Annotated in this window: 17 protein-coding genes; 9 read left to right on the top strand and 8 right to left on the bottom strand. The window is 67.4% G+C overall.

The features are described 5' to 3' along the window. The first annotated feature begins 214 nt into the window (after window positions 1-214). The 9 genes from AC3RCJ_RS14290 (at window position 215) to AC3RCJ_RS14250 (ending at window position 13,443) form a co-directional block, all read left to right on the top strand. Window positions 215-1,927, top strand: a complete 1,713-nt coding sequence (locus AC3RCJ_RS14290; RefSeq protein WP_492964438.1) for a methyl-accepting chemotaxis protein — start codon at window positions 215-217, stop codon at window positions 1,925-1,927. A 96-nt stretch (window positions 1,928-2,023) separates the two neighbouring features. Next, entirely contained in the window at window positions 2,024-2,683 is a 660-nt protein-coding gene (locus tag AC3RCJ_RS14285) for a hypothetical protein (protein ID WP_492962606.1), read from the top strand. Then, window positions 2,680-3,582, top strand: a complete 903-nt coding sequence (locus AC3RCJ_RS14280) for an HDOD domain-containing protein (protein ID WP_492962608.1) — start codon at window positions 2,680-2,682, stop codon at window positions 3,580-3,582. The genes AC3RCJ_RS14285 and AC3RCJ_RS14280 overlap by 4 nt, the downstream gene beginning before the upstream one ends. Window positions 3,583-3,672: 90 nt before the next feature. Continuing rightward, a complete protein-coding gene (locus tag AC3RCJ_RS14275) occupies window positions 3,673-4,290 on the top strand; it encodes a response regulator (protein WP_492962610.1) in 618 nt (205 codons plus the stop codon). 29 nt (window positions 4,291-4,319) lie between these two features. Beyond that, window positions 4,320-4,682, top strand: coding sequence for an Hpt domain-containing protein (locus AC3RCJ_RS14270; protein WP_492962612.1), 363 nt, complete (start codon window positions 4,320-4,322; stop codon window positions 4,680-4,682). Continuing rightward, a complete protein-coding gene (locus AC3RCJ_RS14265) occupies window positions 4,679-6,922 on the top strand; it encodes a hybrid sensor histidine kinase/response regulator (protein WP_492962614.1) in 2,244 nt (747 codons plus the stop codon). Before AC3RCJ_RS14270 ends, AC3RCJ_RS14265 begins: the two co-directional genes overlap by 4 nt. Window positions 6,923-7,081: 159 nt before the next feature. Then, the gene (locus tag AC3RCJ_RS14260; RefSeq protein WP_492962616.1) at window positions 7,082-8,800 is read left to right on the top strand and encodes a sensor histidine kinase; all 1,719 of its coding nucleotides are present in this window, start codon (window positions 7,082-7,084) and stop codon (window positions 8,798-8,800) included. Window positions 8,801-8,875: 75 nt separating this feature from the next. Next, window positions 8,876-12,454, top strand: a complete 3,579-nt coding sequence (locus tag AC3RCJ_RS14255; RefSeq protein ID WP_492962619.1) for a response regulator — start codon at window positions 8,876-8,878, stop codon at window positions 12,452-12,454. Continuing rightward, the gene (locus tag AC3RCJ_RS14250) at window positions 12,451-13,443 is read left to right on the top strand and encodes a response regulator (protein WP_492962621.1); all 993 of its coding nucleotides are present in this window, start codon (window positions 12,451-12,453) and stop codon (window positions 13,441-13,443) included. Before AC3RCJ_RS14255 ends, AC3RCJ_RS14250 begins: the two co-directional genes overlap by 4 nt. A gap of 212 nt (window positions 13,444-13,655) precedes the next feature. Here AC3RCJ_RS14250 and AC3RCJ_RS14245 read toward each other — a convergent pair whose 3' ends face one another. The 8 genes from AC3RCJ_RS14245 to narH all read right to left on the bottom strand — a co-directional run bounded on the left by AC3RCJ_RS14245 (window position 13,656) and on the right by narH (window position 22,524). Further along, window positions 13,656-14,867, bottom strand: a complete 1,212-nt coding sequence (locus AC3RCJ_RS14245) for an NnrS family protein (protein WP_492962623.1) — start codon at window positions 14,865-14,867, stop codon at window positions 13,656-13,658. A 130-nt stretch (window positions 14,868-14,997) separates the two neighbouring features. Continuing rightward, entirely contained in the window at window positions 14,998-15,660 is a 663-nt protein-coding gene (locus AC3RCJ_RS14240; protein ID WP_492962625.1) for a response regulator, read from the bottom strand. A gap of 22 nt (window positions 15,661-15,682) precedes the next feature. After that, window positions 15,683-17,584, bottom strand: coding sequence for a type IV pili methyl-accepting chemotaxis transducer N-terminal domain-containing protein (locus AC3RCJ_RS14235; protein ID WP_492962626.1), 1,902 nt, complete (start codon window positions 17,582-17,584; stop codon window positions 15,683-15,685). Window positions 17,585-17,613: 29 nt separating this feature from the next. Beyond that, window positions 17,614-18,588 (bottom strand): GTP 3',8-cyclase MoaA, encoded by a 975-nt coding sequence (moaA, locus tag AC3RCJ_RS14230; protein ID WP_492962628.1) that lies wholly within the window; start codon window positions 18,586-18,588, stop codon window positions 17,614-17,616. 99 nt (window positions 18,589-18,687) lie between these two features. Next, window positions 18,688-19,443 (bottom strand): peptidylprolyl isomerase, encoded by a 756-nt coding sequence (locus tag AC3RCJ_RS14225; protein WP_492962630.1) that lies wholly within the window; start codon window positions 19,441-19,443, stop codon window positions 18,688-18,690. A 140-nt stretch (window positions 19,444-19,583) separates the two neighbouring features. Then, entirely contained in the window at window positions 19,584-20,270 is a 687-nt protein-coding gene (narI, locus tag AC3RCJ_RS14220; protein WP_492962632.1) for a respiratory nitrate reductase subunit gamma, read from the bottom strand. Between the two features lie 34 nt (window positions 20,271-20,304). Next, window positions 20,305-20,961 carry a nitrate reductase molybdenum cofactor assembly chaperone gene (gene narJ, locus AC3RCJ_RS14215; RefSeq protein ID WP_492962634.1) on the bottom strand — a complete coding sequence of 219 codons (657 nt, stop codon included), beginning with the start codon at window positions 20,959-20,961 and terminating at the stop codon, window positions 20,305-20,307. A gap of 12 nt (window positions 20,962-20,973) precedes the next feature. Then, window positions 20,974-22,524: a nitrate reductase subunit beta gene (gene narH / locus AC3RCJ_RS14210; protein ID WP_492962636.1), complete on the bottom strand. Its 1,551-nt coding sequence runs from the start codon at window positions 22,522-22,524 to the stop codon at window positions 20,974-20,976.

Here is a 22,524-nt window from a genome sequence, read left to right as displayed (position 1 = left end):
TTGCTTTTAACCACACAGGCGCACACCCCTGCCCGCCGGCGGCACGCCGTGTTTGCTTGAGAATTTTGACAAAGAAAAATGAAAACAACAATAAAATAAAAATCAAAAACAAATTTCTCGAATAAAACAAATTTATAGCGTAAAATAAACATCATGAATTCCCAGCAGGCATGTTTACTTGATTTTTAACCCCATTGCAGGAGCGGCGCCTACCATGACCATCGCTAAACGACTGTACGCCTTGATCCTCTCCGTCGTCCTGGGCCTGGCGGCCCTGGCCGGGGCCAGCATCTACCAGATGGACCGCGTGTATACGGCGGCCAGCTACGCCACCGTCAATACCGTCCCCAGCCTGCTGAGCCTCAACGCGGCATTCGTGCCCTTCGCGCAAATGCGCACGGCCGTTTGGCAACACCTGGCCAGCAAGGATGCGGCCCAGCGCGCCGCGCTGGAAACAGGCATCGCCGAGGCCCGGGTGGCCGTGGGCAAGGCGCTGGAGCAGTACGAAAAGGAAAATATTTCGGACGAGCAAGACCGCACGCTGCTGGCCGCCGACCGTGCCGTGCTGGCCCGCTACGATACGGTGCGCGACAAGGTGATGGCGCTGTCGAAGGCTGGCGAACTGGACGCGGCACGCGACTTGCTGATGGAAAACCAGCCCATCATCAAGCAATTGATCGATGCCCTGGCCACGCACCACAAATACAATGAAGACCTGGCCAGGAAAGGCGCGGCCGAGGGTGCCGCCACGGCCGGCAGCGCACGCTGGATCGCCATCGTGCTGGCGCTGGCCGTGACGGCGCTCGTGGCAGGCATGGGCCTGGTGCTGGCACGGCGCATCGTCGCCTCGCTCGCTTCGGCCATCGGCGTGGCCCGCACCATCGCCCAGGGCGACCTGAGCACGCCCGTGCTGGCCACCTCGAACGATGAAGTCGGTCAATTGATGACGGCGCTGGGCGAGATGAACGCCAGCCTGGTGCGCATCGTGGCCGAAGTACGCTCCGGCACGGACACCATCGGCACGGCCACGGGTGAAATCGCGGCGGGCAACCTGGACCTGTCGGCACGCACGGAACAGCAGGCAGGCTCGCTGGAAGAAACCGCCTCGGCCATGGAGGAACTGACGGCCACCGTGCGGCAAAACGCGGACAATGCGCGCCAGGCCAGGCAGATGGCCGTCAGCGCCTCGGACAAGGCGGCGCGCGGCGGCGACGTGATGAATGACGTGATCCGCACGATGCAGGCGATCGACAGCTCGTCCAACAAGATCGTCGACATCATCGGCGTCATCGACGGCATCGCCTTCCAGACGAATATCCTGGCCCTGAATGCGGCCGTGGAAGCGGCGCGCGCCGGTGAACAGGGGCGCGGCTTTGCCGTCGTGGCGACCGAGGTGCGCAACCTGGCGCAGAGGTCAAGCCAGGCGGCCAAGGAAATCAAGGCCTTGATCAGCGATTCCGTGGAACAGGTGGGGCAAGGCGGCAAGCTGGTGCAACAGGCCGGCGCGGCCATGACGGAAGTGGTCGACACGGTGCGCGGCGTGACCGACGTCGTCAGCGAAATCTCGGCCGCCAGCATCGAGCAAAGCACGGGCATCGAGGAAATCAACCGCGCCATCACGCAAATGGACGAAGTCACGCAGCAGAATGCGGCGCTGGTGGAACAAGCGGCTGCGGCATCGCAATCGCTGCAGGAACAGGCGGCCAAGCTGGCCGAGGTGGTCAGCGTGTTCAAGCTGGAAGCGGGCCAGGCCGCCCCGGCCCCGGCGCGTGCGCCTGCGCGCGCGCCCCTGCATGCGGCGCCAGCCGCCCCGCTCCGCCCGGCGCCGCGCCGGCCGGCGCCTCTGACGCTGGTCGGCAAGCCGGCGCAGCGGGAAACCAGGGCCGGCGCAGCGGCCAAGGATGGCGGCGACTGGGAAGAATTCTGATTTCCGCCCGACGCCGCAGGCAACGACAGACATTGACAGGAGAATCACGATGACATCCGCTCCCTTCCGCCGCCACGCCAGCGCGCAGGTGTGGCCATGAACGCTTTCCTGCACACCTATCTGCTTGCCCGCTGCGACGACACGACCCTGGTCCGCCCGGCGCTGGCCGTGGCTGGCTTGCTGCTGTTGCTGACGGCCCTGCTGTGGCGCCGCATCCAGTGGCGCCAGCGCATCCGCGACAAGGCGGCGGGCGCGCCCCACCAGGACCTGCGCCAGTTGCTGCAGGAGCGCAGCGCCACCCCGGCGGCGCAAGATAGCGCCCGCCCGCTGCACCAGGCGCCGCCGCAGCAGGACCGGCCGGCGGCAGCGGCCGAGATGGCGCCGTTCGACCAGGCCCGGCTCGATGCCATGTTTGGCTACGACCGGCGCCTGCAGGGCGAAATCCTGACCCTGTTCGTCTCGGAGACGCGCGACCGCCTGGCCGGCATCGCCCATGCGCTGCGCTGCGGGCGCACGGCGCCGGCACGCCTGCTGTCGCAGGAGATCCTCGACGGCAGCGCCGCCATGGGTCTCGGCCCCCTGCAGGCCTTGGCGCATCGCGCCGTCAACGCCGGCTTCGCCGATGATATCGAGATGCAGCGCCGCCTGCACGCGGACTTGCTGGTGGCGCTAGACGTGCTGTCGAGCGCGGTCACGCGGCTGCAGTACCTGCCGGCACAAACGGACAATCACAGCGATACGGAAAGCCTGCCATGAACGAGCACATCGACCTGAGCGCGCTGCAGGGCGGCGCCATCCTGCCCTCGCCCGCCTGGCAGCGCCGCAAGCTGCAGCAGCTGTGCCAGCAGCAGGTGCCGCTCGACGAGCTGGCCGAACAGATCAGCAGCGATCCCGCCATGAGCGGCACGGTGATCGGCCTGGCCAACGCCGCCCTGGCACCACGGCAGCGCAGCCATGCGGCCGTCAACGGCGCCATGCTGGCGAGCATCGGCCTGCCCGCGCTGCGCCAGGCCTTCGCCGGCCCGGCCGCCGCGCCCGCGCCGTGCGACGGCTTCGACCAGCAGCGCTACTGGGCGCATGCGCTGGCCATGGCGTGCGCGGCGCGCCTGGTCGGCGACGCGCTGCGGCTGGCGCCAGCCGATGAACTGTTCACCTGCGGCCTGCTGGCCAGGAGCGGCCAGCTGGCGCTGGCCAGCCTGCGTCCGCAGGCGTATGCGCAACTGCTGCGGCAGCACGGCGGCGGCGCCCCCGCCGGCCTGCTGCAGCAGGAGGCGCGGCGCTTCGGCCACCATCAACTGGCCCTGTCGGGCATGCTGATGCGGGGCTGGGGCATGCCCGAACTGCTGTGCGATGCGGTGCTGTGCCATGCAGCGCCTCCCGGTTGCGGACTGGCCGGGCGCCTGAGCAACCTCGCCTGGCTGCTGAAGCTGGCCTCCGCCATCGCCGACCTGATCCTGCTCAATGGCGCGGGACAGCGTGGGCCCGCCATCGGCGCCGCGCGGGCGCTGGGACTGGACGCGGAACGCCTGGAAACGCTGCTGCGCCACAGCAACGCCGACTGGACGGAATGGCAAAACCTGCGTGGCCAGGCCCCGTACGCCGCCCCGATGCGGGCGATGCAGGCGAGCGCGCACCACCACGCGGCATGTTTTTAGTGAATTCACCTAATTTGTTGGATTTGATTTTTCTACGGTGCATGCGTATCATTGGCATACATACCAAACCAACCCTACAAAGACGACACCATGCACACAGCTGACGTTTGCACCACACAAAAGGCCGCCGAAATCCTCGGCATTTCGGTCACTTCGGTGCAGCAACTGGTCGAGGCCGGCGTCATCGAGGCCTGGAAGACCAAGGGCGGCCACCGGCGCATTCCGCTGGCCGCCGTGGAAGCCTACAAGGGCGGCCCCGGCCAGGACCTGCGCGCCGCGCGCCCTGCGCGCCAGGCGCCGTCGGGCCGTCCGCCGTCGATCCTGGTGATCGAGGACAATCCCATGGAGCGCGCGCTGTATGAAAAGCAGATCGGTTCCTGGGGCTTGCAGGCCGCGCTGCGCTTTTGCGAGAACGGCTACCAGGCGCTGATGGAAATCGCCCGCGACCAGCCCGACATCCTGCTGGCCGACATCGTCATGGATGGCATCGACGGCTACGAAGTGATACGCACCATCCTCGCCGACCCGCTGCTGACGGACATGCATATCGCCATGCTGTCGAGCCTGACGCCGGAAGAACTGGAAGAGCGCGGCGGCGTGCCGCCCGGCGTGGTGTTCTTTTCCAAGCCCGTCAACTATGACGAATTGCGCGGCTACCTGCGCGCCTGCTGCGCCGGCCATGCGCGGCGCAACAGCCTGGCCGCCTAGTCCGGCGCCACCACCGTCCCGGAGTCCCCATGCAAGCCTATCGCCACATCGATCCAGCCGTGCTGTTCCAGGCCACGGGCAACGACCTGCAGATGTTCCGCGCCCTGTCCCAGACCTACCTGGACACCGCCCCGGCCATGTACGCGCGCGTGGAGCAGGCCGTGCGGGGCGGCGCGATGCAAGCCATCGTGCACAGCTGCCATACCTTGCGCGGCACCGTGGCCCTGCTGGGCGCCCGCGCGCTGACGGCGCGCCTGGCGGCGCTGGAACAGCTGGTGCGCCACCAGGGCGTGGCGGCGCCCGGCTGGCTCGATGAAACGGCGGCGCTGCTCGGCGCAGTGGAACAGGAAGTACGCCGCAGCATGAACGACTACACGGGCGCGCCGGCATGAACGCGCGCCGGGCCGTCCTGCGCCTGGTTCACCGCTATCGGCCACGCGCCACGGCGGCCGTGGCGGGCCTGGCGCTGGTGGGCCTGCTGGCGGCGTGCATCATCATCTCCGGCGTGCTGCTGTACCGCGAAGCCGTCGACGACTGGAAACAGGACCTGTCCAAGCTGTCGCTGCTGCTGGCCGAGAGCACGGCGCAAAGCATGACGGCGGCCCGCCTGGTGCTCGACAGCGTCAGCAGCGAGATCCAGGCCGGCGCGCCCGCCGATGCGGCGGCGCTGGCCGCCGCCATCGACACGCCTGCCACGCACCAGATGCTGCGCCACAAGATCGGCGGCGTGCCGCAGGTCGACGTGGTGTCCATCGTCGGCAGCGACGGCGCCGTGCTGGCCTTCAGCCGCGCCTACCCCACGCCACCGATCCGCCTGGGCGAGCGCGACTACTTCGATTACCACCGCCGCCATCCGGACGGCGGCATGCATGTCAGCGCCCCCGTGCAAAACAAGGGCAACGGCGCCTGGACCTTCTACATCAGCCGGCGCATCAGCGGGCCGGACGGCCGCTTCCTGGGCGTGGTCCTGGTCGGCCTGTCGTGCGATTTCTTCAGCAAATTCTTCCAGAACAGCAGCATCGGCGAAAACACCGCCTTTTCCCTGTACCGCAGCGACTACACGCTACTGGCCCGCTGGCCCGCCGTGCCCGCCATGATGGGCAAGCGCAACCTGACGGGCAGCACCTACCGCCTGCTGGAACAGGGCAAGACGCATGGCGTGCTGCAAGTGGACTTGCCGCGCGCGGCCGACCAGGGCCGCAGCGTCAATCGCCTGGCCGGCGTGCGGCTGGTGCGCGACTATCCGCTGGCCATCAACGTGACCATCACGGACGAGGTCTACCTGGCCGGCTGGCGCCGCATGCTGCGCACCATGGGCGGCGCGGCGCTGGTCGGCCTGCTGGTGGTGAGCCTGGCCATGGCGCTGATCATGGCGCTGCTGCGGCGCCGCGAGCGCGACATGGCGATGGCGCTGGCACTGCAGGCGCGCGCGGAAGCGGCCAACGCCGCCAAGTCGCGCTTCCTGGCCATCATGAGCCACGAGATCCGCACGCCGATGGCCGGCATCGCCGGCATGGCCGAGCTGCTGCTGGAAACCCCGCTCGATGCGACGCAGCGCCACTATGCGGCCAACGTCAGCAATGGCGTGCACGACCTGATGCATATCCTGAACGACATCCTCGACCTGTCCAAGGTCGAGGCGGGCCAGATGGGCATCGAATTGCGCGACTTCGCGCCACGCCTGCTGCTCGACGACCTGCTCGTGCTGCAGCAGGCGCAGGCGGACAAGAAAGGCTTGCGCCTGGCCGCCGAAGTCGCCCCCGACGTGCCGCCGCAGGTGTGCTCGGACCGCACGCGCATCGCGCAAATACTGGGCAACCTGCTCAACAACGCCGTCAAGTTCACCGCAGCGGGGCAAGTCACGCTGCGCCTGCAGCTGGCGCCCGACGCGCCGGCCGGCGGAGACACCGCCGTCCTCGTGTTCAGCGTCGCCGACCAGGGCATCGGCATGACGCAGGAGCAGCTGGGGCGCGTGTTCCAGCCCTATTGCCAGGCCGACGACAGCATCAGCGGCGCGTATGGCGGCACGGGACTGGGCCTGTCCATCTGCAAGCACCTGGCCGAACTGCTGGGCGGCGACATCGCCTGCGACAGCGCGCCCGGCGCCGGCTCCCGCTTCACCGTGCGCATCCCGTGCGGCGTCGCCACGGCCGTGGCGCCGGTGTCCAGTACCGCGCCGGCGCCGCCCGAACCTGGAGAGGAGATGCACATGCAGACGAACACGACGCCGGAAGCGCCGCCGCAAGCGCGCATCCTGCTGGTCGAAGACACGGCCTTGAACCGCCAGCTGGTCTGCCTGCAGCTTGCCGGCCGCGGCTATGCCATCGACACGGCGGAAAACGGCGAACTGGGCTTGCTGGCCCTGGCCGCGCAGCGCTACGACCTGGTGCTCATGGATTGCATGATGCCCGTCATGGACGGCTACCACGCTTGCCAGGCGCTGCGCGCGCGCGAGGCCCGCAGCGGCGGCGCGCGCACGCCCGTCATCGCGCTGACGGCCGGCGTCACCGACGATGACAGGCAGCGCTGTGTCGATGCCGGCATGGATGACTACCTGTCCAAGCCCTTTACGGCCGCGCAGCTGCGCGACATGGTGGAACACTGGCTGGCACGCCGGGCGGCGACAGGCTGAAACAGGGCCATTTGGATCGATTGCAACACTTTCCACATAAAAATCAATTTAATCGATGAAATCATTTATATTCGGTATAATTGATTGCAATGAAGTGCACGCCATGCCATCGACCGCATACGCGACCATGGTCATGGAATAAACACTGCGGGAGGCGGCATGCGGCACCATATCAAACTACCGTTGCAATGGCGGGCCATTCCCTGGGAACGGCTCGATACGCGCATCGTGCTGTCGGTTTTCGTGGCCCTGCTGCTGGCCGGCCTGTGGGGCGTGACGGCACTGCAACTCGCGCACGCCTACGACGGCGCCGTCGCCGATGCCCGGCGCGAGGCGCGCAGCATGGCGCGCGTCTTCGACGAACATGCGATCCGCACCATCGAGGGGGCCGACCAGGCCGTCACCTACCTGCGCGGCCGCTACAACGCGCTGGGCGACCGGCTCGACATCGTCACCGACCTGCAGCAGGGGCTCAATCCCGGCCCCCTGTACAACCTGTTTACCATCGTCGACGAGCGGGGCGACACGGTACTGACGAGCAAGCCGTTCAAGCCCACCAACCTGGCCGACCGCGAGCACTTCCAGGTGCACGTGCACGGCGACAGCGGCGAACTGTACATCAGCAAGCCCGTGCTGGGCCGCGTCTCGAAAAAATGGTCGATCCAGCTGACGCGGCGCATCAACCACCCCGATGGCAGCTTCAAGGGCGTGGTGGTGGCATCGATGGACCCGTACTACTTCACGCGCCTGTACGACGAGGTCGACCTGGGCAACAACAGTTCCATCGCCCTCGTCGGCACCGATGGCGTGATGCGCGCGCGCCGCGTCGGCAGCGTCAACACCATCGGCCAGGACGTGGGCGACAGCGAACTGTTCGCGCAAATGCGCGGCAAGACGCGCGGCAGCTTCCTGCTGCGCAGCCCCGTCGACGGCGCCCTGCGCTACTACGCGTTTGAAAAACTCGCGCACTACCCGCTGTACATGCTGATCGGCCTGGACCGCGACACGGTGCTGACCGACTACGTGTCGCGCCGCGACCAGGCACTGCTGATGGCGACCGTCACCAGCGCACTGATCGTGCTGTCGTGGGCCGCGCTGGTGCTGCTGATCGGGCGCCTGATCGACAGCCGCGCCAGAGCCATCGCCGCCAGCGAAGCCAAGTCGCGCTTCCTGTCGAACATGTCGCATGAGCTGCGCACGCCGCTCAACGGCATTCTCGGCTTTTCCGAACTGCTGCTGGAACAGCCGCAGCCGGACCTGGCCGGCCATGCGCACGCCATACGCGCCAGCGGCCGCCAGCTGCTGGCCATGGTCGAGGCGACCATGGAACTGAGCGCGCTCGAGGGCGGCCAGCTCAGGCTCAGGTGCGCGCCCGAGCCGCTGGCCGGCGTGCTGGCCCAGGCGCTGGCGCCGTTCCGCCAGCGCGCGGCGGACCAGGGCGTCGGGCTGGCCTGGAGCGCGTCCGCGGACACGCCGTCGCACATCGTTTGCGACCGCCCGCGCCTGGTGCGCCTGCTCGCCATCCTGCTCGACAACGCGCTGCACTTCACGCCAACCGGGCGCATCGACGTGCGCGTGGCGCGCCACGCCGGCCAGCTGCGCATCGAGGTATGCGACACGGGCATCGGCATCGCGCACGCGCAGCAGGCCGCCATCTTCGACAAGTTCTCGCAGGCCGACGACCGGCCCAGCCGCGCGCACGGCGGCGCGGGCCTGGGGCTGGCCATCGCCAGCCACCTGGCGGTCCTGATGGGCGGCAGCATCGCGGTGGACTCGGCGCCGGGCCGGGGCGCCGTGTTCCGCCTGAGCCTGCCGCTGGCCGACGCGGCGCAAACAGACGGCCGCTTCGACAAATTGACCACACTATCAGCAGAGTAGTCGCTGGGAAAAGTTGTCCTTCTTCCATATCCGGTATAGCATCATCACATGATCCGACTACCAGGTGGCGACGCAGTGCACAGACGACTGATTGAGTGGCTTTTTTTTCTCCTCGGACTGCTGATCATCGGCGCCACGCTGGCTTACCTGCACCATGACGTAGCCACGCGGCACGCGGCGGCGGAACGGGAGCGGCTGGACGTGCTGACGACGCTGCTGGCCAAGAATATCGAGGTCGACCTGGCCGCCACCAACCTGGTGCTCGAAGGCGTGATCCGCGACTACCTGGGCCCCCAGGCGGAAACGGACGCCAGCCAGGCCCTGCCGCGACGCCTGGCCGCCCTCGTCGACGCCATGCCCGGCGTGCGCACCATGCTGGTCATCGATGCCAGCGGCAAGCCCGTCGCCACCAACATCCCGGAGCTGATCGGCCAGGATTTTTCGCGCCGCGGCTATTTCCAGACCGTGCGCGACGCGCCCGATGCGCGCATGCTGTACCTTTCGCCGCCCTTCCGCTCGTTCAAGAACGACCTGGTGATCACGGCCGCGCGCATGGTGCCGGACCGGCAAGGCCACTTTGCCGGCCTGGTGGTGGCCACCTTCGATCCTGAATATTTCACGGGAAAATTCCGCACCGCCATGTATGCGGCCGATGTCTGGGCCGTGGTGCTGCATGGCGACGGCCGGCAATTCCTCAATTACCCGGCCAAGGGCGCCGTCGATGGCAGCAACCTGGACGTGCCCGGCAGCTTCCTGCGGCGCTACCGCGACAGCGGCCTGCCATCCACCGTGCTCGACGGCGTGCTGGTTCCCGGCGTGCCCGGCAGCCCGCCGCGCGTGATGGCGCTGGCCACGATCGCGCCGCCGGCCCTGCACATGGACCGCGCGCTGATCATCGGCCTGAGCCGCGAGGAAGCGGCCATCGCCGCCCCGCTGCGGCGCCAGGCGTTCGGCTATGCCATCTTCTTTGCCATCGTGGCGCTGGCCGGCGGCGCGCTGCTGTACTGGAGCCAGCGGCGCCGGCGCTACCTGGCCGCCTGGCGCGCGCAGCAGGAAAGCGAACGCCAGGCCATGCAGGCCGTGTCCGACAGCGAGACGCGCTTTCGCACGCTGATCGAAGATGCGCCGCTGGCCATCGCCATCCTGCGCCATGGCCGTTTCGTGTATTCGAACCCGCGCTACCGCCACCTGCACGGCTATGCCCTCGAGGATGACCTCAGCGGCTTGCCGTGGCGCGCCATGATCACGGCCGAATCGCAGGCGGCGCTGGCGACCAACGAAGCGCTGATCGAGGCCGATTCCGCCAGCGAGCAAATGTTCGAAGCCGTCGGCCTGGACAAGCAGGGACGGCCCGTGCCGGTGTTCAAGACGACGGCCCGCGTGATGCTCAAGGACGGGCCGGCCACGCTGGTGTTCGCGCAGGATATCTCCGTGCAAAAGCAGGCCGAGACGGACATGCTGCTGGCGCGCGACGCGGCCGAAGCGGCCAACCGCGGCAAGGCTGAATTCCTCGCCAACATGAGCCATGAAATCCGCTCGCCGCTGAACGCCATCCTCGGCATGGCCTGGCTGCTGGAACGCGGCCACCTGGACGCGGAAGGCGCGCAGATGGCGCGCAAGATCCGCGACGCGGGCCAGTCGCTGCTGGGCATTATCAACGACGTGCTCGATGTCTCGAAGATCGAGGCGGGCCACATGAGCATCGAACAGGCGCCGTTCCGCCTGGCCGACGTGATCGACAGGGTGGCGGCCAGCATGGCCGTGGCCGTGCATGACAAGCCTATCGAGGTGCGCATCGGCCCGCTGCCCGACGGCATCGACAGCGTGCTGGGCGACGCGCTGCGGCTGGAGCAGGTGCTGATCAACCTGGCCAGCAACGCCATCAAGTTCACCGCGCGCGGCGCGATCAACCTGGGCGTGGCCCTCGACAGCCGCGACGGCGATGCCGCCGTGCTGCGCTTTTACGTGCGCGACACGGGCATCGGCATCGCCCCGGAAGTGCAGGAAGCGATCTTTTCCGCCTTCACCCAGGCCGACAGCTCCACCACGCGGCGCTTCGGCGGCACGGGCCTGGGCCTGACCATCTGCCGCCAGCTGGTGCGCCTGATGGGCGGCACCCTGAGCCTGGAGAGCACGCCGGGCCAGGGCAGCGAATTCAGCTTTACCGTGCCCCTGCAACTGATGGCGGCCTACGCGTCATCGGGCGAGATGACCGGCCTGCGCCTGCTGCTGGCCGACAGCGACAGCGCGGCGCGCGGCACCGTCTGCGCCGTCGCGCTGGGCCTGGGCTGGCAAGTGACGGCCGTGGCCAGCGGCCAGGAAGCGCTGGCCCACGTGCACGACTGCGCACCCGACCTGCGTCCCGGCGCCGTGTTGCTGGCCGCCCGCCTGCCTGACATGGACGGCCTGGGCGTGGCGCGCGCGCTGCGCGCCGTGCTGCCGCCGCAGGACTGCCCCGTCGTCATGCTCGCTCCCGGCGCCGCGCCGGCCGCGCCGGCCGACGCCATCCTGAACGAGGCGGTGACGGCATCGAGCCTGTACAACGCGGTAATGGAAGCGCGGCAGCGGCGCGCCGAGACGGCCGGCCTGCCCGAGCTGCGCGAGGAAACGCGCGAGCGCCTGCTCGATGGCGTGCGCATCCTGGTGGTGGACGACAGCGAAATCAACCGCGACGTGATCCGGCATATCCTGTGCGACCAGGGCGCCCTGCCCGCCTTCGCCTGCGACGGCCGGCAGGCGCTGGAATGGCTGCACGCCCACCCCGGCGCCGTCGACATCGTGCTGATGGATGTGCAGATGCCCGTCATGGACGGCTTGCAGGCGACGCGCGAACTGCGCAAGCTGCCGCAATTCGACGACTTGCCGGTGGTGGCGCTGACGGCGGGCGCCTTCCAGGCGCAGCGGACGGCGGCGCTGGAGGCGGGCATGAACCACTTCATCAGCAAGCCCTTCGACGTGCCGCAGACCATCGCCCTGATCGCGCGCGTGCAGCGCCAGCGCGCGCAAGGCGTGCCGCTGCCGCCGCAGTCGCTGCACGCCCAGGACGGCGGCGCTGCGGTGCCTGGCGCGGCCGATCCCGTGATCGACCTGAGCCTGGGCATGGCGCAATGGCTCGACGAGGCCCCCTATCGCCAGCACCTGGCGCGCTTCGGCGTCACGTACCGCAACGCGGTCGGCGCCATGCGCGCGCTGCTGGCGGCCGACGCGCGCGCGGACGCGGCCGCGCTCGCGCATAAACTGGCGGGCGTGGCGGGCAGCCTGGCCCTGCCCGCCACGCTGCACGCGGCCCAGCATGCGGAACAGGTGCTGCATGCCGGCAGCGACGCGGCCGCCGCGCTCGATGCGCTCGAACATGCGCTGGCGCAAGCCATCGAGGCGGTGGAAGCCATGGCGGGCACGGTGCCGCCGCACGGCCCCGGGCGGGCCGCCGCCGGCCCCCATGCGGCGCCGGGCGTGCTGCTGGCGCGCCTGCTGGAAGCGCTGGACCGCGACGACCCGGCGCCAGCCGAACTGCTGCTGCAGGAACTGGAACAGGTGCTGCCGCCCGACAGCCTCGATGCGCTGCGCGCGCGCCTGTGCGCGTTCGACTTCCGCGGCGCCGAGCAGGCCACGCGCCGGCTGGCCGCCGAACTGGCGCTGGGGGAGCCGGGGTGAACCTGCCGACGATACTCGTGGTGGATGACGAGCCGACCAACCTGAGCCTGCTGCGCTCGATCCTGGCCGACAGCTACCACCTGGTATTCGCCTGCAATGGCGCCGATGCCCGGGCGGCCGTGCTCAAGCACCGCCCCGCCATGGTGCTGCTCGACGTGGGCCTGCCCGACATCGATGGCTATGCGCTATGCCCGCAGTTGCGCCAGATCGACCCCACGCAGGCGATGCAGGTCATCTTCATCACCGCCTACAGCGGCACGCAGCAGGAATCGGCCGGCTTCGACGCGGGCGCCGTCGACTACATCGTCAAGCCCGTCTCCGCCCCCATCGTGCGGGCGCGGGTGGCGGCCCACCTGTCGCTGGTGCGCGCCACGGCGCTGGAACGCAGCTACCGCGACGCCATCCAGATGCTGGGCCACGCGGGCCACTACAACGATACCGACACGGGCGCGCATATCTGGCGCATGGCCGCCTATTCGGCCGCGCTGGCGCGCGCCGCCGGCTGGGATGCCGAGCGCTGCGCGCAGATCAAGCTGGCGGCGGCCATGCACGACACGGGCAAGCTGGGCGTGCCGCAGGCCATCCTGCGCAAGGCGGGACCGCTCGACGATGAGGAATGGGCCATCATGCGCACGCATCCGAGGATAGGCTACGAGATCCTGTCGCGCAGCGAAGCGCCGGTGTTCCGCCTGGCGGCCGAAGTGTCGCTGCGCCACCACGAAAAATGGGATGGCAGCGGCTACCCGGACGGCTTGCGCGGCGACGCCATCCCGCAATCGGCGCGCATCGTGGCGCTGGCCGACGTCTTCGACGCGCTCAATATGTGCCGTCCGTACAAGCCGGCCTGGCCCATCGAAGACATCGTGCCGCACCTGAAGGCCGGCGCGGGCAGCCACTTCGACCCCTGGCTGACGGAACTGTTCATCGAGCTGATGCCGCAGTTGCTGATGATCAAGGAGCAATTCCACGATGTGGGCGCGACCACATGACGCGCTGGCCACGCCAGAAAGTCAACATGGCCGCGCAGACCGATGGTAAACTTGCCAATATGAAAATTCGGGGGACGATATGATCTGGTGCAGGGACTTGCTGCTGAGAGCCTTCATGCTCGGCATGCTGCTGTTCGTCGTGGGTGAATCGTTGTCCTACTGGACACCGGAAATCAAGAAGCTGCTGGCCTGGCGTCCATCCTGACGGCCACTCAGCCTTCGCGGCCATCCACCCTGGCGCGCCACAGGTAGGGCGCGTACACCAGCACATACAGGCCGAAGGCCAGCGACCAGCACGCGCCCGCCGCCAGCAGCGCCGGCACGGCCAGCGCTGCGGGACCGACACCGGCCAGCAGGCGCGCCAGCGCGCCCAGCTGCACCAGCCAGTACATGGCCGCTTCGGCCCGGCCGCCCTTCAGCGCGCGCCCCGTATGACCCAGCGTGGTGCGCGTCATCATGCCGATGATCAGCCCCGCCATCGAACCGACCGTCAACGCGTGAAACGCGGCACTGGCCGGCAGCAGGCCCAGGCTGGCGGCCGCCAGCAGCGCGAAGCCGACGCCTATCCACGCATACGACAGGTGCAGTATCCACAGCAGCGGCACGCGCATGGTGCGCTGCGGCTGCCAGGCCAGCAGGTTGGCCAGCGACACGCCGGCCGCGCACAGCGCCAGCGGCGCCGTCACCAGGCCGGGCGCGCCCGCCAGCCAGGCGATGCCGGCCGCCGCCATGCAGGCCACGGCGATCAAGGCCCGCCGCGGACTGGCCACGGGCGTGCTGCCCGGCGCGCCATTGCGCGTAAACATGGGGATGACCCTGGCGCCAAGCACCGATTCGATCAGCACGATGACCAGGATGGCCGCCTGCACGGGCACGAACGGCGACAGCGACAGCGCGCCCAGCGCGGCCGCGTGATACAGGGCGTTGGCCAGCGCCAGCAAGGCCAGCAGACCGACCAGGAACAGGTTGCGGTGGTTGCCCGAACGGCGCAGCACCTGGTACAGCGGCCAGCCGGCCAGCGGCAGGAACAGCACATCGATGGCCGCCGCGGCCACGCCGGGAAAGCACAGCATGGCCACGCGGCCCGCCAGCCACAGAGCGGCCAGCGCCATCAGCGCCGCGCCGCGCGGCGTCGGCAAGCCGGTCCAGTTGCGCCCCGCCGTGTACAGGAAACCGATGACCACGGCGACGGCGAAGCCGAACACCATCTCATGCATGTGCCAGCCCAGCCCCACCTGCGCGCGCCCTGGCGACAGGCCGACATAGCTGGCCAGCCACAGGGGAATGGCGATGGCCGCAAACACGGCCGCCAGCAGGTAGAAAGGACGGAAGCCCAGCTGCCACAGCGCATGGCTGGCGTGCCAGGGCGCCGCGCCTGGAGCGGCGCGGCGGACGGATGGTTCGCTGATCGGTGTGATGGCCATGATGGATACGCCTTTAAAGATATATTCAATATACTACTTTAAAAGCACAGGAACTGCCATCGGCAAAAAGGACTAGAGAGAGATGATAGCCATGGGGTCCGGCCCGGCGGGTCAGCCCCCAACTACCGGGCTACTTGCCCTGGCGGTGCTCGACCGCGTACACGGCCGCCTGCACGCGGCTGGTCAGGTTGAGTTTTTTCAAGACGTTCTGCACGTGGATCTTGACGGTGCTTTCCGCCAGGTCCAGCGTACGCGCGATGCCCTTGTTGCTTTCGCCGCGCGACAGGCAGTCGATGATCTCCTTCTCGCGCGGCGTGAGCTTGTCGAGCTCCGACACGGGCTCCTCGCGCCGCGTGCCCGCCTGCAGCTGCGCCACCAGCTTGCCCGTCATGGCTTCGGCGATGACGACTTCGCCGGCGGCCGCGCGGCGGATGGCGCGCACCAGGTAGTCCGCATCGATGTTCTTGATCAGGTAACCGCAGGCGCCCGCGCGCAGGGCCGTGGCCAGGTCTTCGGCGTCTTCCGACACGGTGAGCATGACGATGGCCGTGTCGGGACAGTCGTGCTGCATCAGCTGCAGCGCTTCCACGCCCGACATGCCGGCCATGTTCAGGTCCAGCAAGATCACGTCGGGCTGCAGCTGGATGGCGCGCTTGATGCCTTCCACGCCGTCGGCCGCCTCGCCCACCACGGAAAATTCGGCGTGCCGCTGCAGCAGCGAGCGTATGCCGCTGCGGAACAGCGCATGGTCATCCACCAGCATGACGGTGATCGGTTTGACGGGAGTCTCCATTATTTTTCTTTCAAGTGAGTGCTCAGGCTGCGCGGCGCTGTTCGCGCCGCAGGTGAAGTTCGACCGTGGTGCCGCCGCCCGGACAGGCATGCACCTCGAACGTCGCCTCGATACGCTGTGCGCGCTCGCGCATGATGTGGATGCCGACGTGGCTGTCGCCCTTTTCCAAGACGGCGGCGGCATCGAAGCCGACGCCATTGTCGCTGATCGTCAGGGTAAAGTCCTGGTGATCGTCCAGCCGCACCTCGACGTGGCTGGCCTGGGCGTGCTTGCGGATGTTCGACAGCGCTTCCTGGACGATGAATAATAACTGCAATTGCTGCTCGCGGGGGAAAGGCGCGCCGTCGACATCGGCCAGCAGTTCTGCATCGATGCCCGTCTGGCGGCGGAATTTGTCCACCGCGGCGCGCAGGGAGCCGATCAGGTCGTCCTCCATCAGGCGGCTGCGGAAGTTCAGCAGCAGCTCGCGCACGTCTTCATAGCTTTCCTTGATGCCCGCCTGCAGGGCCGGCACGATGCTGGCCACTTCGTCGAAACGCGACTTGCCGACCGAATCGTCGAGCATCTGCACCTGCAGGTTGAGGAAGTTCAGGCTTTGCGCGATGCTGTCGTGCAGCCCTTGCGCCACCAGGTTGCGCTCCTCGGAAATCGCCATTTCGCGCTCGCGCGCGGCCAGGCGCAGGTTTTCCAGCGCGATGCCCAGCAATTGCCCCAGCGTTTCCAGCAGGGCCAGCTCGCGCGCGGAAAACACGCGCGCCTGGCGGAAGTGCAGGTTGAAAAAGCCCATGTGCTGTTCGTGCGCGTGGATGTGGAAGACGGAGACGGTGGCAAAGCCCTCGCGGTGGCAGCGCAGCTCGTGCGCCTTGTCGATGCGCCGCATGTCGTGCACCTTCGCCACCTTCATCTCGACAGCCGTGCCGCACAGGCAGTCGCCCACCTTCAGGCAATGCTCGGACGCCACGAGTTCCTCGGACAGGCCCGTATGCACCACCATGTGCAGGTTGCCGCGCTCGGCGTCGAGCACGCGCACGGTGGAACCGTCGGCCTCGAAATAATCGACGATGCGCTGCATGAAGCCGCCGCAGATATCTTCCAACGGCTGCGGGCGCTGCAAAAAGGCGGCGCTTTCGTACAGCAGCGCCAGTTCGCGGTTGCGGTACTCGAGGGTGGCCGTCTTGCTGCGCACGCCCTCTTCCAGGTTGCCGTACAGTGCCTGCAAGCGGTCGGCCATCTGGTTGAAGCCGCTGGCCAGCTGGCCGAATTCGTCATTGCTTTCCACGGCCAGGCGCACGCTGAAATCGCGCTCCTTCATGCGCTGCATGCCCAGGCGCAGGCGGGTCACCGGTTCGATGATGAGCATGAACATCAGGTAGATCATGCTGACCGTGCCGAGTATCGCCATGGCCAGCAGCACCAGCTGCGAAGCGCGCAGCCAGAACGTGCGCTGCTCGCTGTCGTGTTCGATCATGCGCACCAGCTGGTCCACCTGGCCGACGAAGGTATCGGCTGCGTGTTCGAACTGGCGCGCGCGCGCGGGCGTATCGGCCGCCAGCGCGGCCGGCCGCAGCTCGTCGCGCCAGGCCTGGCCGATGCGCGCGAATTCGGCCTTGATGGCGGGGCGCGGCGGCAGGAACAGCGGCCGCTGCGGGTCGCCGTGGCCGATCTTGGCCAGGGTTTCATCGATCAGCAGTACCTGCTGCCGCGCCTGCCGGGGTGCGTCGCTGGCGATCATCAGGGTCAGGCGGTAGGCCTGCATGCGCAGCCTGCCCGTTTCATTGATGGCGGCCGAACTGCCCTCGAGCTGCCACGACAGGAACAGGGTACAGCCGATGGCCGTCAGGGCCAGGGCCAGCATGAGCAGCAGCGCGCCGACGATCTTGGTCGACAGCTTTTGCCACGAGGAAAACATCGCCTTGAATTTCATACCGCCCTTGAATATAAATGCAAACTGCCTCAGCCGCCCGTTTGTGCCATGAATCTCACGATTTTATCGGGTTGCGTATTGAAATCGTGCTGCTGCGGCTTCAGTTCGATGGCCGCGCGCAGCGCCGCCTCCAGTTCGGCATCGCTGGCGCCGTCGCGCAGCAGGGGCCGGAAGGCGAATTGCTGTTCCTGCCCCAGGCACAGGTACAAGGTGCCGTCGACGGACAGGCGCACGCGGTTGCAGGTGGCGCAGAAGTGCTGCGACATCGGCGTGATGAAGCCGATGCTCGAGCGGCCGTCGCGCGTCGCCAGGTAGCGCGCCGGACCGCCACCCAGCTCCAGGGCCTGCGGCACCAGGTCAAAGCGCGCGGCCAGGCGCTCGCGCACGGGGGCCAGCGGCATGTAGCTGGCATTGCGGCCCGTGCTGCCCATGGGCATCGCTTCGATCAGGCGCAGGATGAACTGCTGCTCGATGCAAAACGCGGCCATGGCCTCGATCTGGCCGTCATTGATGCCGCGCATGGCCACCATATTGATCTTGATCGGGTCGAAACCGGCCGCCTTGCCCGCCATCAGGCCATCCAAAATGGGCTGCAGGCTGTCGCGCCCCGTGATCTGCTGCATGCAGGCGCGGTCCAGCGAATCGAGGCTGACATTGATGCGGTCCACGCCCGCCGCGCGCAGGGCCACGGCGTGCTTGCCCAGTTGCGTGGCGTTGGTCGACAGCGACAGGTCCTGCAAACCGGGCAGCGCGGACAGCCGCTGCGCCAGCTCGGGCAGCTTGCGCCGCAACAGCGGCTCGCCGCCCGTCAGGCGCACGCGGCGCGTGCCGAGGCGCACGAAGACGCCCAGCAGGCGCTCGATCTCGTCGAACGTCAGCCAGTCCTTCGGCTCCTCGAAGCCGCGGAATCCCTTCGGCATGCAATAACTGCAACGCAGGTCGCAGCGGTCCGTCACGGACAGCCGCACGTAATCGATCGATCGGCCAAAGCGGTCAACCAACATGGCCATACTCCTTGCAACATACAACAGTTAAGCCGATTATAACGGCGCGGGGAAGAACTGGCTGCGCCCCAGAAGGGCTAGCGGCCTAGGTCTTCCGACCTATTGCACCAGCGGGCTGCCTGTGCCGTCGGCGCCTTCGAGTTCCACGCCGGCGATCTGCGCGCGCCCGGCCAGCAGGTGCAGGTACTGGTGCACGGCGCGCTGCCAGGCTGCGCGCGACAGGCGGTCGGCGATCTGCGCCTGCACCGCTTCGTACGGGATGGCCTGGCCTTCGACCCGGCGCTGCACCTGCACGATGTGGTAGCCGAAGCGCGTTTCCAGCAGGTGCGCGGCCAGCGCGCCCTCTTCCAGGCGGAACACGAGCGCGTCGAACTCCGGCACGCTCTGGCCCGGCGACAGCTGGCCCATGCTGCCGCCCAGGGCGCCGGACGGGCAGTTCGAATACTGCGCCGCCAGTTCGGCGAAGCGCTCGGGCGCCAGTTTCAGCGCGTCGAGCACGGCTTGCGCCGTCGTGCGCAGCAGCTCCAAAGGCGCTTCCGGCGTCACCTGGAACAGGATGTGGCGCGCCTCGACCAGCGCGCCGCTGCGAAACAGCTGCGGGCGCTGCGCATAGAAGGTGCGGCAGGCCGCATCGTCGGCGGGCGGCACCCGCACTTCCTGCGCGAACAGCGCTTCGACCAGGGCATCGTCGCTATCTGCTTGCAAGCCCAGGCGCTGCGCCTCGTCCAGCAGCAGGCGGCGCAGCACCAGTTCATGCACGGCCTGCTTCAGCGGATTGCCCGCCTGCTGGTGGTGCGGCAGTTCCTGCGCGATGTCGGCATCGTCGATATCGATGCCATTGACGGAGATTCCCATCTTACTTTCCTTCCATAAATAGCCTGAAAAATCGTAGCGAGCGGAGATGAGTTGCGGCTGAGAAGCGCAGCTGTGCGGATGCACAGTGAGCATCGCAGGCCGCAAATCGCTACGCGCAGTAGATTTTTCATGGCGTTTTTTTAGCGGCGGCGCACCAGTTGCCAGGTGCGGCCCAGATATGCGACGGCGCCAAAGCCGCTCCATACGTGCACCAGGCGGGTGAACGGGAAGATGACGAACAGCGACATGCCCATGAACAGGTGCAGCTTGAACACCAGCGGCGCGTCGACGATGAAGCTGGCGGCGTCGCCGCGGAAGGTCACGATGTGCTGGGCCCAGTTCATCAGCAAGACCATCATGTGGCCATCCATGTGCGACGCCGAGACGAAGATCGACGACAGGCCCAGCAGCAAGGTCAGCAGAATCCACAGCATCACCAGCTTGTCGCCGGCCGTGGTGACGGCGCGCAGCCGCTCATTGGAAAAGCGGCGCACCAGCAGGATCAGCAGGCCGGCCAGGCACAGGCCGCCCATCAAGCCGCCGGCGGCCATGGCCACGCCCTGCTTCAGGCTGTGCGATACGCCCAGCGTATCCCACACCCAGACGGGCGTGAGCAAGCCGGCCGCATGGCCGAACAGCAGGCCGATGATGCCCAGGTGGAACAGGATATTGCCCAAACGCAAGCTACCGCGGTGCAGCAGCTGGCTGGAATCGGACTTCCACGTGTATTGCTCGCGGTCGAAGCGGATCAGGCTGCCAAGGAAAAAGATGGCCAGCGCGATGTATGGATAAATGCCATACAGAAATTGATGCAGATAATTACTCATGATGTACTCTCCTCATGCGGACGCGGTGGGCCAGTTAGGCGGCGCGCCGCGGCTGCGGGTGAAAATGCACGGGATGGACGCCGCCCGCGACCGGACCCTGGCCTGGGCGCAGCAGCGGCTCGACGCCGTCCGCGCCGGGACCGAAGGTTTCCAGCGCCTCGTCCATGTCCCGGATGGGCGGCTCGGCCAAGGTTTCCGCGGTCACCGGGCTCAGGCGTTCGAGCACCGTGAAGACCGGTGCGTACGGACTGCCGTTGGCCGTCAGCTTGCGGCCGATGTGCGCCAGTACGTGCACGGCGTCGCCCAGCAGCGGCGCCGAGGCCGCCGCGTCGAGCTGCGCCAGGAATTCCAGGAACAGCGGCACGAAGTCGGGCAAGTCGTCGCCCGTCATCTGCAGGCCGTGGCGCTTGTACTCTTCCATCAGGTCGACCATGGCCTGGCCCCGGTCGCGCGATTCGCCGTGGATATGCTCGAACAGGTGCAGCGAGTGCGAGGGATTGCGGTCGAACGTGGCCACGTACTGCTGCTGCAGGTCGATCAGGCTGCCATTGCCCAGGTGCGCCAGCAGCGGACGCAGCAGCGCCTGCCACTCGGGCGCCGCTTCCAGCGCCGTATCGAGCTGCGGCAGGTGCGCGATCAGCTCAGGCTCGGGATACAGCAGCAGGCGCGAAAGGATGGTGTAGTGGTTCATGGCTGTTTCTCCTTAGGCGCCAGGCGCCGTTTTGCGCGACTTCGGCATCTGCATGAAGATGGCCGAACCGTGTTTTTTCTTGCCGAACAAGGTAGGTTCGCTGCTGCCGTCCGAGCAGCCGTTGCCGAAACTGAAGCCGCACGACCCCTTCTCGTTGAAGCTGTCCTCGGCCATTTCCTTGTGGCTGCTGGGGATGACGAAGCGGTCTTCGTAATTGGCAATGGCCATGATGTGGTACATGTCCTCCACCTGCGCCTTGGTGAGGCCCACTTGCTTGAGGACCGTGAGGTTTTCCACCTTCTCGACGGTCTTGCTGCGCATATAGGCACGCATGGCCAGCATGCGGTCCAGCGCCGTGACGATGGGCGGCTGGTCGCCGGCCGTCAGCAGATTGGCCAGGTATTGCACGGGAATGCGCAGGCTTTGCGTGTCCGGCAGCATGCCGTTCACGCCCAGCTTGCCCGATTCGGCCGCCGCCTGGATCGGCGACAGCGGCGGCACGTACCACACCATCGGCAAGGTGCGGTATTCGGGATGCAGCGGGAACGCCACCTTCCACTCGACAGCCATCTTGTAGACGGGCGACTTGACGGCCGCTTCGAGCCACAGGTCCGGGATGCCCTGGCGGCGCGCCTCGGCGATGATGGCCGGGTCGTGCGGATCGAGGAACAGGTCCAACTGCGCCTGGTACAGGTCCTGCTCCTGCGGCACGGAAGCCGCTGCCTCGATCTTGTCGGCGTCGTACAGCAGCACGCCCAGGTAGCGGATGCGGCCCACGCAGGTTTCCGAGCACACGGTAGGCTGGCCCGCCTCGATGCGGGGAAAGCAGAACGTGCACTTCTCCGCCTTGCCGGACGACCAATTGTAGTAAATCTTCTTGTACGGGCAACCGGAGATGCACATGCGCCAGCCGCGGCACTTGTCCTGGTCGATCAGCACGATGCCGTCGTCTTCGCGCTTGTACACGGAGCCGGACGGGCAGGACGCCACGCACGTGGGATTGAGGCAATGCTCGCACAGGCGCGGCAAGTACATCATGAAGGTGTTCTCGAAGGTGCCGTACATCTCCTTCTGCATGTTGTCGAACAGTTTATCCTTGCTGCGCTGGGCGAATTCGCCGCCCAGGTCATCTTCCCAGTTCGGGCCCCACTCGATTTTCTCCATCTTTTTCCCCGTCAGCACGGAGATCGGACGGGCCGTCGGCGGCGTCTGCGACAGCGGCGCGCTTTGCAGGTGCTCGTAGTCGTAGGTGAACGGCTCGTAGTACTCGTCGATGGCGGGCAGGTTCGGATTGGCGAAGATGTTCGCCAGGATCTTCAGACGGCTGCCCTGGCGCGGCTCGATCTTGCCCGCATCCGTGCGGCGCCAGCCGCCATTCCACTTGTCCTGGTTTTCCCACTGCTTCGGATAGCCGATGCCGGGCTTGGTTTCAACGTTGTTGAACCACGCGTATTCGACGCCGTCGCGGCTGGTCCACACGTTCTTGCAGGTGACGGAACAGGTGTGGCAGCCGATGCACTTGTCCAGGTTCAGCACCATGCCGATTTGCGCTCTGATTTTCAT

It is taken from the genome of Janthinobacterium sp. GW822-FHT07H11 (assembly GCF_058798615.1).
The sequence above is the reverse complement of the archived record's forward strand: the minus strand, read 5'-3'. Positions and strand labels throughout refer to the sequence as shown.